At 72.1% G+C, this 13,038-nt stretch carries 7 protein-coding genes and 3 pseudogenes; 2 read left to right on the forward strand and 8 right to left on the reverse strand.

Annotated elements, in window-relative coordinates; all coding sequences use genetic code 11:
* Nucleotides 1-326: 326 nt before the first annotated feature.
* The 3 genes and pseudogenes from A5714_RS10815 to ffh all read right to left on the reverse strand — a co-directional run.
* A pseudogene (locus A5714_RS10815) lies at nt 327-1,052 on the reverse strand (serine/threonine-protein kinase); the annotation flags it as partial.
* Between the two features lie 37 nt (nt 1,053-1,089).
* Nucleotides 1,090-2,166: an amidohydrolase family protein gene (locus A5714_RS10820; protein ID WP_156747261.1), complete on the reverse strand. Its 1,077-nt coding sequence runs from the start codon at nt 2,164-2,166 to the stop codon at nt 1,090-1,092.
* 12 nt (nt 2,167-2,178) lie between these two features.
* The gene (ffh, locus tag A5714_RS10825; protein WP_068285141.1) at nt 2,179-3,741 is read right to left on the reverse strand and encodes a signal recognition particle protein; all 1,563 of its coding nucleotides are present in this window, start codon (nt 3,739-3,741) and stop codon (nt 2,179-2,181) included.
* 193 nt (nt 3,742-3,934) lie between these two features.
* On the opposite strand from ffh, the gene A5714_RS10830 reads away from it, so the two are divergent.
* Nucleotides 3,935-5,668 (forward strand): DEAD/DEAH box helicase, encoded by a 1,734-nt coding sequence (locus tag A5714_RS10830; RefSeq protein WP_082959683.1) that lies wholly within the window; start codon nt 3,935-3,937, stop codon nt 5,666-5,668.
* Between the two features lie 3 nt (nt 5,669-5,671).
* On the opposite strand, the gene A5714_RS10835 is transcribed toward A5714_RS10830, so the two are convergent.
* The 5 genes and pseudogenes from A5714_RS10835 to A5714_RS10855 form a co-directional block, all read right to left on the reverse strand.
* A complete protein-coding gene (locus A5714_RS10835) occupies nt 5,672-8,164 on the reverse strand; it encodes a [protein-PII] uridylyltransferase (RefSeq protein ID WP_082959684.1) in 2,493 nt (830 codons plus the stop codon).
* A 45-nt stretch (nt 8,165-8,209) separates the two neighbouring features.
* Nucleotides 8,210-8,548 carry a nitrogen regulatory protein P-II gene (gene glnB / locus A5714_RS10840; protein WP_066909426.1) on the reverse strand — a complete coding sequence of 113 codons (339 nt, stop codon included), beginning with the start codon at nt 8,546-8,548 and terminating at the stop codon, nt 8,210-8,212.
* Nucleotides 8,545-9,933, reverse strand: a complete 1,389-nt coding sequence (locus A5714_RS10845; protein WP_068068212.1) for an ammonium transporter — start codon at nt 9,931-9,933, stop codon at nt 8,545-8,547. Before A5714_RS10845 ends, glnB begins: the two co-directional genes overlap by 4 nt.
* 191 nt (nt 9,934-10,124) lie before the next feature.
* Nucleotides 10,125-11,447, reverse strand: a complete 1,323-nt coding sequence (gene ftsY / locus A5714_RS10850; protein ID WP_068285145.1) for a signal recognition particle-docking protein FtsY — start codon at nt 11,445-11,447, stop codon at nt 10,125-10,127.
* A 35-nt stretch (nt 11,448-11,482) separates the two neighbouring features.
* Nucleotides 11,483-12,352 (reverse strand): annotated as a pseudogene (locus A5714_RS10855) (AAA family ATPase); the annotation flags it as partial.
* Between A5714_RS10855 and A5714_RS10860 the strand changes: the two are divergent.
* Nucleotides 12,254-13,038 (forward strand): annotated as a pseudogene (locus A5714_RS10860) (hypothetical protein); the annotation flags it as partial. The pseudogenes A5714_RS10855 and A5714_RS10860 sit on opposite strands and share 99 nt — an antisense overlap.

The following is a 13,038-nucleotide window of genomic DNA, read 5'->3' on the forward strand; positions in this document are numbered from 1 at the left end:
TCTGCACGCCCGCGGGGTCGGCCAGATCGCCGCGGCGCGCGAGGCCGGCGTGCCGATCTACGCCGGGACCGACGCGGCGGCGGTCCGGCGGCCGCCTGGCTTGCCGCCTGGTCCGCGGCGTCCAGGGTGGCGATGTCGTCGAGCCCGTGCACGGTCGGCCGCTCGGCGGCCGCGCGTCGTTTCCGGCGGGCCTCGTATCCGCGGCCCGCGCCGGCGCCGCCCACCTGCTCGGCGGCCGCCTCGGCGAAGTCCCGGCAGGTGGCGAACCGATCACCGGGGTCGCGGGCCAGCGCCTTGGCGAAGACCTCGTCGAGCCGGGCCAGCTCGGGACGCTGGTCGCTGAGCTTCGGTGGGGCGCCGTCCAGGTGCTGGCGCAGCGCGGCGACCGGATCGAAACGCTCGACGGGCGGCGCGCCGGTCAGCAGGTGGAAGGCGGTGGCCGCCAACGCGTACTGGTCGGCGCGGCCGTCGATGTCGGCGCCGGCCAGCTGCTCGGGCGCGGCGTAGGCAACGGTGCCGACGGGGGGATGCGCCGCCTCCGGCGCCCTGTCGCCCAGCCGGCGGGCGATGCCGAAGTCCGACAGCAGGATGCGCTGCGGGCGCTCGTCGCCGCCGGCCAACAAGATGTTGGCCGGTTTGACGTCGCGGTGGGCCAGGCCGCGGCCGTGCGCATAGTCCAGAGCCCCCGCGACGGCGGCCACGATGCTCAGCACGTGACCCGTCGGCGACACCGCGGGAAAGCGGGTCGCGATCAGCTGCTCGGCGTTGATGCCCTCGACGTACTCCATCGCGACGTACAGCTGCCCCTCGAACTGCCCGCGCTCGCACACCTCGACGATGTGCGGGTGGAACAGGTTGGCCGCGACCGGGGTCTGCACCTGAAAGAGCCGGCGGAACTCGTCGTCGGCGGACATCGGCTCGGAGAGGATCTTGAGGGCCTGCCAGCGCGTGCCGCGGGGATCTTGGACGAGGTAGACCTCGCCGGTCACCCCGGCACCCAGCCGGCGCGCCACCGTGTAGCCGGCGAAGCTCGCGCCGCTGGGCAGCACCATGCCCCGATCCTATCCGCCCGCGCCGCGCGTCGCGCGGCTACGTCGTCGCACGAAACACCTTGCCGCGCAGCAGGACAAGCTCGGGGTTGTGCAGCGCGGCGGGACCCGACCGCGGGTCGTCGGCGTAGCACACCAGGTCGGCGGGGGCGCCGTGGTCCAGCCCGGGCCGGCCCAGCCAGCGACGCGCGTCCCAGCACGCCGCCCCCAGCGCGGCGGTGGGGTTCATCCCGATGCCCTTGAGCGCCTCGATCTCGTCGGCGAGGCGGCCGTGCGCCACCATGGTGCCCGCGTCGGTCCCGGCGTAGATCGGCACGCCGGCCTCGCGCGCCGCGGCGATCTGGCCGACCCCGCGGGCGTGCAGATCGCGCATGTGCGCGGCGTAGATCGGGTACTTGGCGGCGGCCTCGGCGATGCCGGGGAAGTTCTCGATGATGTTGACCAGCGTGGGCACCAGCACCGTGCCGTGCTCGAGCATCAGGGCGATGGTGTCGTCACCCAGGCCGGTGCCGTGCTCAATACAGTCGATGCCCGCGCGGATCAGCCCGGGCAGGGCGTCCTCGCTGAACACGTGCGCGGTGACCCGGGCGCCGTGGGCGTGGGCGGCGTCGATCGCGGCCTTGAGCACGTCGTCGGACCACAGCGGCGCCAGGTCGCCCACGCTGCGGTCGATCCAGTCCCCGACCAGCTTGATCCAGCCGTCGCCGCGGCGCGCCTCCTCGGCGACGGCGGCCGGCAGTTGCGACTCGTCCTCCAGCTCGCGCGCGAAGCCCGGCGAGTAGCGCTTGGGCCGCGCCAAATGTTTGCCGGCGCGGATGATCCGGGGCAGGTCGTCGCGCTCGTCGAGGCTGCGGGTGTCGGTCGGCGAGCCGCAGTCGCGCAGCAGCAGCGCGCCGACGTCGCGTTCGGTCTCGGCCTGGGCGACCGCCTCGTCGAGCGGGATCTCGCCGCCGTGGCCCAGGCCGACGTGGCAGTGCGCGTCGACCAGGCCCGGCACGATCCAACCGCCGTCGAAGACGGTGTCCGCCCCGGCGACCGGTTCGGTGCTGATGCGGCCGTCGACGATCCACAGCTCGGTTGCGGTCTCGTCCGGCAGCGCCAGACCCCGCACGCGCATCGGCACGGCGCGCTACTTTCCGGGGTTGCCCGGGAACTTGAGCTTGGACAGGTCGAAGTCGGCCAGGCCCGGCGGCAGCTCGTTGAGGCCCTGCGGCATCTGCGACAGGTCCGGGAAGCCCGCCGGCACGCCCGGCATCCCGGGCCCCAGCGGGTTGCGGACCTTGGGCGGGGTCGGGCCCCGGCCGCCCTTCTTGCCCTTCTTGCCCTTCGCGCCCTTGGCTTTTCGCGTCGCCGACTTACGGCCCAGGCCGGGGATGCCCATGCCGCCGAGCATCGACGACATCATCTTGCGGGCCTCGAAGAAGCGGTCGACCAGTTGGTTGACCTCGGACACCGTGACGCCGGAGCCGTTGGCGATGCGCAGCCGCCGCGAGGCGTTGATGATCTTTGGGTCGGCCCGCTCCTCGGGCGTCATGCCGCGGATGATGGCCTGCAGCCGGTCGAGCTGGCGGTCGTCGACCTGGGCCAGCGCGTCCTTCATCTGGCCGGCGCCGGGCAGCATGCCCAGCAGGTTGCCGATCGGTCCCATCTTGCGGATGGCCAGCATCTGCTCCAGGAAGTCTTCCAGCGTCAGCTCGCCGCTGCCGATCTTGGCGGCGGCGGCCTCGGCCTGCTCGGCGTCGAAGACCTGCTCGGCCTGCTCGATCAGGCTCAGCACGTCGCCCATGCCCAGGATGCGGCTGGCCATCCGGTCGGGGTGGAAGACGTCGAAGTCCTCCTGTTTTTCGCCGGTGGAGGCGAACAGGATCGGCACGCCGGTCACCTCGCGGACCGACAGCGCGGCGCCACCGCGGGCGTCGCCGTCGAGCTTGGTCAGCACCACACCGGTGAACCCGACGCCCTCGCGGAACGCCTCGGCGGTGGTGACGGCGTCCTGGCCGATCATCGCGTCGAGGACGAAAAGGATCTCGTCGGGGTCGACGGCGTCGCGGATGGCCGCGGCCTGGGCCATCAGCTCGTCGTCGATGCCCAGGCGCCCGGCGGTGTCGACGATGACGACGTCGTGGTGCTTCGCGCGGGCCTCCGCCAGGCCGGCGGCCGCCACGGCCACCGGGTCACCCGGTCCCGAGCCCGGCGACTCCCCCGGGTGCGGCGCGAACACCGGCACCCCGGCGCGCTCGCCGACGACCTGCAGCTGGTTGACCGCGGCGGGCCGCTGCAGGTCGCAGGCCACCAGCAGCGGCGTGTGCCCCTGGCCGCGCAGCCAGGCCGCGAGCTTTCCGGCCAGCGAGGTCTTACCGGAACCCTGTAGTCCGGCGAGCATGATGACGGTCGGCGGCGTCTTGGCGAACGCCAGCCGGCGGGTCTCGCCGCCCAGGATCCCGATCAGCTCTTCGTTGACGATCTTGACGACCTGTTGCGCCGGGTTGAGGGCGGCGGAGACCTCGGCGCCCTTGGCGCGCTCCTTGATCCGGGCGACGAAGGCCCGCACGACGGGCAGCGAGACGTCGGCTTCCAGCAGCGCCAGCCGGATCTCGCGGGTGGTGGCGTCGATGTCGGCGTCGGTCAGTCGACCCTTGCCGCGTAGGCCCGTCAGGGCACCGGTCAACCGGTCGGACAGCGATTCAAACACCACGCCAGCCTAGTGGTAGTGCGCGTGCGAGCGCCCCCGGCGATCCGTGGGTGGCTCGACGCCCGGGACCGGCTGGCCCCGGCGCGCTAATCGGTTCGAGTCGCTACTGCCCCGAAAAGCGTTGGCGTGCTAGATTTCACGTCCGCCACTTAACCGATCGCGTCGACAAGCAACTACGGGGGGAACTGCGCCGGTGCAATTGGTCAGCCACACGCAGCCACCGGCCGAGCACAGCAGCGCCCAGAGCGGCGGCGCGCTGCGCGGCTGGCAGCGTCGGGCGCTGGTGAAGTACCTGAGCGGCGGGCCGCGCGACTTCCTCGCCGTCGCCACCCCGGGCTCCGGCAAGACCACGTTCGCGTTGCGGGTGGCGGCCGAGTTGCTCAGCCAGAGGACCGTCGAGCAGATCACCGTCGTGGTGCCCACCGAGCACCTCAAGGTGCAGTGGGCCCAGGCCGCGGCCCGGCACGGCATCGCGCTGGACCCGAAGTTCTCCAACTCCCAGGCGCTGAAGTCGGGCGAGTACCACGGCGTGATGGTCACCTACGCGCAGGTCGCCTCGCACCCGACGCTGCACCGGGTGCGCACCGAGAACCGCAAGACGCTGGTGATCTTCGACGAGATCCACCACGGCGGCGACGCCAAGAGCTGGGGCGACGCCATCCGGGAGGCGTTCGGCGACGCCACCCGGCGGCTGGCGCTGACGGGTACGCCGTTCCGCAGCGACGACAGCCCCATCCCGTTCGTCACCTACGAGGCCGGCGCCGACGGGGTGCGGCGCTCCCGCGCCGACCACACCTACGGCTACGCCGAGGCCCTCGCCGACGGGGTGGTGCGCCCGGTGGTGTTCCTCGCCTACTCCGGCGAGGCGCGGTGGCGCGACAGCGCCGGTGAGGAGCACGCCGCCCGGCTGGGCGAGCCGCTGTCGGCCGAGCAGACGGCGCGGGCGTGGCGCACCGCGCTCGATCCCGCCGGGCAGTGGATGCCCGCCGTGATCGCGGCGGCCGACCGCCGGTTGCGCCAGCTGCGCGAGCACGTGCCCGACGCCGGGGGCATGATCATCGCCTCCGACCAGACCGCGGCCCGCGCGTACGCGACGCTGCTGACCACCCTCACCGGCGAGACCCCGACGCTCGTGCTGTCGGACGACCCCGGCTCGTCCGGCCGGATCAGCGAGTTCGCCGCCAGCACCGGCCGCTGGCTGGTCGCGGTGCGGATGGTCTCCGAGGGCGTCGACGTGCCCCGGCTCTCGGTGGGGATCTACGCGACCAGCGCGTCGACGCCGCTGTTCTTCGCCCAGGCCATCGGCCGGTTCGTGCGGTCGCGCCGCCCCGGCGAGACCGCGAGCATCTTCGTGCCCTCGGTGCCCAACCTGCTTCAGCTCGCCAGCGAGCTGGAGGCCCAGCGCAACCACGTGCTCGGCGAACCGCACCGGCCCGAGGGCGATCCCCTGGACGGCGACCCCGCGACCCGGACGCGGGACGAGCAGGGCGACGAGGACAAGAGCTTCACCGCGCTCGGCGCCGACGCGGAGCTGGACCAGGTGATCTTCGACGGATCGTCGTTCGGCACGGCCACCCCGGCGGGCAGTGAGGAGGAGGCGGACTACCTCGGCATCCCGGGGCTGCTGGACGCCGACCAGATGCGCGCCCTGCTGCACCGCCGCCAGGACGAGCAGCTGCAGCGCCGGGCCGCGGCGGGCACGGCGGTGCCGCCCGCGCCGGCCACCGTGCACGGCCAGCTGCGCGACCTGCGGCGCGAACTCAACTCCCTGGTCTCGGTCGCGCATCACCGCACCGGCAAACCGCACGGCTGGATCCACAACGAGCTGCGGCGCCGCTGCGGCGGCCCGCCGATCGCGGCGGCGACCCGCGACCAGCTGCGCGCCCGCATCGACGCCGTGCGCCAGCTCAACGCCGAGCACGCGTAGCCGTCAGTCGCCGACGGGTTCCTCGAGCACCTCGACCGACGGCCCGCCCAGGACGCTGAGCAGGCTCTGCTCGACCGCGACCCGCGCCGCGGTGTCGGGGTCCCCAATCTGCCGAGCCGCCGCGGTGTCGACGTGCACCGTCACGCAGAACACGTCGGCGGCCGTCGACCCGAACGTGTTGACCTTGGCCCAGACGATGTCGGCGCCGGCGCGCTCCAGGGCCCGGGTGAGCAGCGCCAGCAACCCCAGCCGGTCCATGGCCCGCACCTCGAGGATCAGGCCGTCGGCGGAGGCCGTGTCCACCCACAGGATGCGCGGCGGCGCCGTCGACCGGGTGACGGGCACCCCGACCTGCACCTCGCCGGCCCGCGCCGTCGCGGCGCTCACCGCGTCGGCGTCGCGCTTCTCCAGCGACCCCAGCACGTCGAGGTCGCCGCTGAGCGCTTGCATGAACTGCTGACGCAGCAGCCCGGTGTCCGGGGGCGCGCCGAACAACGGCGACGCGACGAATTCGACGATCGCGGCGCCCTCGTGGGTGGTTGCCGAGGCCGAATGGATGCGCACCGAATTGAGCGCCAGCACCGCGGCGGCCTTGGACACCAGGGCCCGCTGGTCGGGCGCCACCATCACCACGTGCACCCGCTCGCTGGCGCCCGGCTCGATCGCGACGTGCACACCGCCGTCGGCGGCCAGCGAAACATATTGCGGCGCACTGGGTTCGGCTTCGGGCAGCGGATCACCGGCCATCACCAACCGGCACCGGCGCACCAGGTCCTCGATGAGCGACGCCTTCCATTCGCTCCACACCCCGGGGCCGGTCGCTTTCGAATCCGCCTCCGCCAGCGCGTGCAGCAGTTCCAGCAGTTGCGGGTCGCCGCCCAGCGCCTCGGCGACGCCCTCGATGGTCTTGGGGTCGTTGAGGTCGCTGCGGGTGGCCGTCACGGGCAACAGCAGGTGGTGGCGGACCATGCCGGCGAGCGTGGCGACGTCCTGGGGCGCCAGCCCCAGCCGCTCCCCGATCGGCACCACCAGCTCCGCCCCGAGCACGCAGTGATCCACGCCGCGGCCCTTGCCGATGTCATGCAGCAGCGCGCCCAGCGCGAGCAGGTCGGACCGGGCGACGCGGGTGGTCAACGGCGCGGCGTTGACGGCGGTTTCGACGATGTGGCGGTCCACGGTCCACTTGTGCGATACGTCGCGCGGCGGCAGGTCGCGCACGGCGTCCCACTCCGGCAGCAGCCGGCCCCACAGCCCGGTGCGGTCGAGCGCTTCGACGGTGCCCACCATCGTCGGCCCGGCCAGCAACACGACCAGCAGGTCGTCGAGCGCCTCCCGCGGCCACGGCGTGGGCAGGTCCGGGACGCTGGCGGCCAGGCGGGACAGCGTCGCGGCCCCGATCGGCAGGCCGGTGTCGGCGGACGCGGCGGCCACCCGCAGCACCAGGCCGGGGTCGCTCTCCGGGTGGGCGTCGCGGGCCAGCACGATCTCTCCGGCGTATTCGACGACGCCCTCGTCGAGGGGCCGGCGCTTGGGGCGGCGCACCAGCGCCGAGACGCCGCGGCGGGGCAGCGCGTTCTCGGCGGTCCGCAGCCCCGTCGCGGCGTGGTAGGCGATGGTGCGGCCGGCGTCGGAGATCTTGCGCGCCAGGTCGAAGCGGTCGCCGATGTGCAGGGCGGCGCTGATCTCGTCGGCGTATTGAGCCAGCAGCTGGTCGCGACCGCGGCCCGACACCCGATGCAGCTCGGTGCGCACGTCGAGGATCGTCAGGTGCGCCTCGTCGAGGGAGCCGCCGGGCGTCTCCGGGCGGCCCATGCCGCGCCGGTCGATCAGCTGGGCCACGCCCAGCGCGTCGAGCAGCTGCACGTCGCGCAGGCCGCCGCAGCCGGTCTTCAAATCCGGCTCGGCCCGTTGCGCGATCCGCCCGCAACGCTGCCAGCGGGCCTGCGTCATGTCGACCAGCTCACCCATCCGCGAGCGAATTGCGCTGCGCCACTGGCGTCGTGCGCCGGCGATCAGTTCCTCGGAGAGCCGGGCGTCACCGACGATGTGGCGGGCGTCGAGCATGCCCAGGGCCGCGATCATGTCGGCGTTGGCGACGTCGAGCGCGCCCGAGACGGTGCGCACGCTGTGGTCGAGCCGAACGTTGGCGTCCCACAACGGATACCACATGCGGTCGGCGACCTGGCTCAGTTCCTCCCGAGGTTTGTTGTCGTGCAACAACATCAGGTCCAGGTCGGAGTACGGGAGCAACTCGCGGCGGCCCAGGCCGCCCACCCCGACGATGGCCAGGCCACTGTCGTCGTCGATGCCGATCTCGGCGGCCTTGGCGGTGAGCCACGTTTCGTGCAGGTCCAGCCAGGCGTGCCGCAGCTCGGCGGCGTGCAGCGTCACGCAATCGGACAACAGTTGACGCCGGGCGGCAGCCAAATCGACTGCCGCGCCGGCGCTTTCTGTTCCCGTTGGAGTCCCGGACGGGTCGGGAGCGTTGGTGGTCATTCCCTCCCGACCCGCCCGGGTCGACTCAGCAATGCGCGACGGCCGTCACAGCGCATCGGTTCCGCGCTCGCCGGTGCGCACCCGCACGATGGTCTCCACGGGGCTCACCCAGACCTTGCCGTCACCGATCTTGCCGGTGCGCGCCGCCCGAACGATGCTGTCCACGACCTTGTCGACGATGCTGTCGTCGACCACGACCTCGATGCGCACCTTCGGCACGAAGTCGACCGAATACTCGGCGCCGCGGTAGACCTCGGTGTGACCTTTCTGCCGCCCGTAGCCCTGGATTTCGCTGACCGTCATCCCCAGGACGCCTGCCTCCTCGAGGCTGGTTTTGACGTCATCGAGGGTGAATGGCTTCACGATGGCGGTGACTAGCTTCATGAGTGCTCTGCCTCCACTTTGTCGGCCGCCCGGTCGTCAAGACCGTTACGGTCATCCACGGGGATCCGCGCCGCCGGAAGAACCGACCCCTGCCCGCCGATCACGCCGAAATCGTAGCCGCTCTCCGCGTGCTCGGCCTCGTCGATGCCTGTCGATTCGTCCTCGACGCTCACACGCAGCCCGATCGTGTACTTGAGGATCAAGGCCAAGATTAGCGTGACGATGCCGGAGTAGAAGAGGACGGCGAAGGCGCCGACCGCCTGCCGCTCCAGCTGCGACCAGCCGCCGCCGTAGAACAGGCCCTTGGACACGCCGGTCACGCCGTTGATCGCGGGGCTCTCGGGCGCGGCGAGCAGGCCCACCAGCAGGGTGCCCGTCAGACCGCCGATCATGTGCACGCCGACCACGTCGAGGGAGTCGTCGAAGCCGAGCTTGAACTTCAGCCCCACCGCCAGCGCGCAGACCACGCCGGCCACCAGACCGACCACCAGCGCGCCCAGCACGTTGACCGACGAGCAGGACGGGGTGATGGCGACCAGCCCCGCGACGATGCCCGACGCGGCGCCCAGGGTGGTGGGCTTGCCGTCGCGGATCCGCTCGGTGAGCAGCCAGGCCAGCATGGCCGTGGCCGTCGCGATGGTGGTGGTCATGAAGGTGGTGCCGGCGGAGCCGTTCGAGCTGGTCGCCGACCCGGCGTTGAACCCGAACCAGCCGAACCACAGCAGACCGGCGCCGAGCATCACGAACGGCAGATTGTGCGGCCGGAACAGCGTCGTGGGCCAGCCTTTGCGCTTCCCCAGGACGATCGCGAGCATCAGGCCCGCGACACCGGAGTTGATATGGACCGCGGTCCCGCCGGCGAAGTCGATGGCGTGCAGCTTGTTGTTGATCCAGCCGCCGTGCTCGGAGGCGAAGCCGTCGGCCGCGAACACCCAGTGGGCCACCGGGAAGTAGACCAGCGTCGCCCACAGCCCGGCGAACACCAGCCAGGCGGTGAACTTCAGCCGGTCGGCCACGGCGCCGGAGATCAGGGCGACGGTGATGATCGCGAACATCAGCTGGAAGGCCACGAACACGGTGGCGGGCATGGTGCCGGCCAACGGGATGTCGACCTGCGCGACGCCCTTGCTCGCGTCGGCCTTGACGGCGTTGCCGCCGATGAGCTTCGCGAGGCCCCAGTAGTCGGTCGGGTTGCCTACGACGCCACCTTTGCTGTCGCCGAACGACATCGAGTAGCCGTAGAGCACCCACAGCACGGTCACCACACCCATGGCGCTGATGCTCATCATGATCATGTTGAGCACGCTGCGGGTGCGCACCATGCCGCCGTAGAAGAACGCCAGCCCCGGCGTCATCAACAGCACCAAGGCGGAACTAGCCAACATCCAGGCGGTATCGCCTGTATCGGGTTGGCCCAATTGCGGGAAACTCACTCGCTTTCACCTCCGGTCGGCCCTGAAATGGCCGTCAGACACATGCCTGATGGCCTGATCCAGAACCTTGCGCAATGGTTGTTTCTGCAATGAAGCAACCATGTTTCGTGAGGATTAACGTCGCGTGTGCCGTGTAAGGGCTTTCATCCCAGGAGGGCGTCGACGAAGGCGGCCGGCTCGAACGGCGCCAAATCGTCGGGCCCTTCGCCGAGCCCGACGAGTTTCACCGGCACCCCGAGTTCCTGTTGGACGCGAAAGACGATGCCCCCCTTGGCCGTTCCGTCCAACTTGGTGAGCACGACACCGGTGATCTCGACGACGTCGGCGAAAACCCTTGCCTGGGCCAGCCCGTTCTGCCCAATGGTGGCGTCGAGCACCAGCAGGACCTCGTCGACGGCGGCGCGACGTGTTACCACGCGCTTAACTTTGTCGAGCTCGTCCATCAGCCCGACCTTGGTGTGCAGCCGCCCGGCGGTGACGATGAGCACGACGTCGGCGCCGGCGTCGATGCCCTTGTCGACGGCGTCGAACGCGACGGCCGCCGGATCGGCGCCCTCGGCGCCGCGCACCACCTCGGCGCCCACCCGGGACGCCCACGTCTGCAGCTGGTCGGCGGCCGCGGCGCGGAAGGTGTCGGCGGCGCCGAGCACCACGCGCCGACCGTCGGCGACCAGCACGCGGGCCAGCTTGCCGACGGTGGTGGTCTTGCCGGTGCCGTTCACGCCGACGATCAGCAGCACCGACGGGTGATCGGCGTGCGGCAGCGCGCGAATGGACCTGTCCATGCCCGGCTGCAGCTCCTTGATCAGCACGTCGCGCAGCACGGCCTTGGCGTCGGCCTCGGTGCGCACGTCGCTGCTGGCCAGTCGCTCCCGCAGCGCGCCGATGATCGAGGCGGTGACCACTGGCCCGAGGTCGGCGACCAGCAGCGTGTCCTCGACGTCCTGCCAGGCGTCTTCGTCGAGGTCACCGCCGCCGATCAGCCCCAGCATGCTGCGCCCGAGCGCGTTCTGCGAGCGGGCCAGCCGGCCGCGCAACCGCTCCAACCGGCCCTCGGCCGGCGCGATCTCCTCGATCTCGGGCGCCGGCGGGGCCGCGACGGGCGGGGCCTCCGCGACGGGCGGGGCTTCCGGGACCGGCGGGGCCTCCGGGGCCTCGGGTGCCGGTACGGCGGGCGGCTCGGGCAGTTCGACTTCGGAGATGGTGCGCCGTGGCGCGTCCCGCGGAACGGTGGCGTCGTCGCCTACCGCGGGCAGGCCACTGGTGTCGAGCCGGTCCGTCGGGGTCTGGGTGAACGTGATCCCCGACGACGCGGTGTAGCCGCCGGAGCGGTCGAGGGCGCCCGGCTGCGGCCGCTCGGAGAAGCTGATGCGCCGCCGGCGATACCGCAGCAGGCCCAGGACCAGCGCGATGATGACGACCAGGGCGACGACGACCGCGACGGCGATCCAAAGACCTTGGGACACGCTCACATTGTTTCAAGCGGCCCGGTGCCGACTGATCAGGGGGCGACCAGCTGCTCCACCTGCTGGCCGCGCATGCGCTGGGAGATCACCGCGGTGATGCCGTCGCCCTGCATGGTCACCCCGTACAGCGCGTCGGCGACCTCCATCGTCGGCTTCTGGTGGGTGATAATGAGCAGCTGAGAGCGCGCCCGCAGCAGCTCGAACAGGCTGATCAGCCGCCGCAGGTTGGTGTCGTCGAGCGCGGCCTCCACCTCGTCCATGATGTAGAACGGCGACGGCCGGGCGCGGAAGATCGCCACCAGCATGGCCACCGCGGTCAGGGCCTTCTCCCCGCCGGACAGCAGCGAGAGCCGGGTGACCTTCTTGCCCGGGGGCCGCGCCTCCACCTCGATGCCGGTGGTGAGCATGTCGTCGGGGTTGGTCAGCCGCAGCCGGCCCTCGCCGCCGGGGAACAGCACCGTAAAGACTTCCCGGAATTCCCGCTCGACGTCGACGAAGGCGTCGCTGAACACCTGCAGGATGCGGGCGTCGACGTCGGCGACGACGTCGAGCAGGTCCTTGCGGGCGGCCTTGACGTCCTCGAGCTGGGTGGACAGAAAGTTGTAGCGCTCCTCGAGCGCCGCGAACTCCTCGAGCGCCAGCGGGTTGACCCGACCCAGCTCGCCCAGCTCACGCTCGGCCCGTTTGGCGCGGCGTTCCTGGGTGGCGCGGTCGTACGGCATCGGCGCGGGGGCGACCACCTGCTCGCCGCGCTCGCGGGCCTGCTCGAACTCGGCCAGCTCCAGCTCGGAGGGCGGCAGCGGCACGTGCGGGCCGTATTCGGCGACCAGGTCTGCCGGCGCCATGCCGAACTGCTCCAGCGCCATCTGCTCGAGCTGCTCGATGCGCAGCCCCGCCTGCGCGCGGTCACCCTCGACGGCGACCTGGTGGGCGCGGGCTGGGTGAGCGGCGGCTCCGACCGCAAGCTGTCCACGCTGGAGGTCGCGTCCGCGATCGATAAGGCCAGCGCCGAGTTGGCCGCCGCCGAGGCGCAGGTCGCCCAGCTCAGCGCGGCGCTCTCCGGCGCGCTGACCGAGCAGGCCGCCCGCCAGGACTCGGCGGAGCAGGCGCTGGCCGCCCTCAACGAGTCCGACACCGAGATCTCGGCGATGTACGAGCAGCTCGGCCGGCTCGGGCAGGAGGCCCGCACGTCGCACGACGAGTGGAACGCGCTGCTGCGGCAGCGCGAGGAGCTGGAGGCCAGCCGCGCCCAGACCGTCGACGAGGTCACCGCGCTGGAGACCCGGCTGCGCAACGCGCAGGACACCGAGCACGTCCAGGCCGAGGAGCCGACCCACGCCGAGGTGCGCCAGCGGATCGCCGCGGCCGCCGATGCCGCCCGCGGCGTGGAGGTGGAGGCGCGGCTGGCGGTGCGCACCGCGGAGGAACGCGCCAACGCGGTGCGCGGCCGGGCGGATTCGCTGCGCCGCGCGGCCGTCGCGGAGCGCGAGGCCCGGCGGCGCGCCCAGCAGGCGCGCGAGGCGCGGCTGCGGGCGGCGGCCAACTCGGCGCTGGCCTTATCGATCGCGGACGCGACCTCCAGCGTGCGCAG

The sequence above is a fragment of the Mycobacterium sp. E2462 genome (genome assembly GCF_001672685.1).
In the GTDB taxonomy this organism is placed as follows: domain Bacteria; phylum Actinomycetota; class Actinomycetes; order Mycobacteriales; family Mycobacteriaceae; genus Mycobacterium.

Bases quoted from the DNA above. Each gene is read 5' to 3' on its own strand.
- A5714_RS10835 (WP_082959684.1), bottom strand. From the start codon at position 8,164: ATGACCACCAACGCTCCCGACCCGTCCGGGACTCCAACGGGAACAGAA.
- A5714_RS10845 (WP_068068212.1), bottom strand. From the start codon at position 9,933: ATGTTGGCTAGTTCCGCCTTGGTGCTGTTGATGACGCCGGGGCTGGCG.
- glnB (WP_066909426.1), bottom strand. From the start codon at position 8,548: ATGAAGCTAGTCACCGCCATCGTGAAGCCATTCACCCTCGATGACGTC.
- A5714_RS10820 (WP_156747261.1), bottom strand. From the start codon at position 2,166: ATGCGCGTGCGGGGTCTGGCGCTGCCGGACGAGACCGCAACCGAGCTG.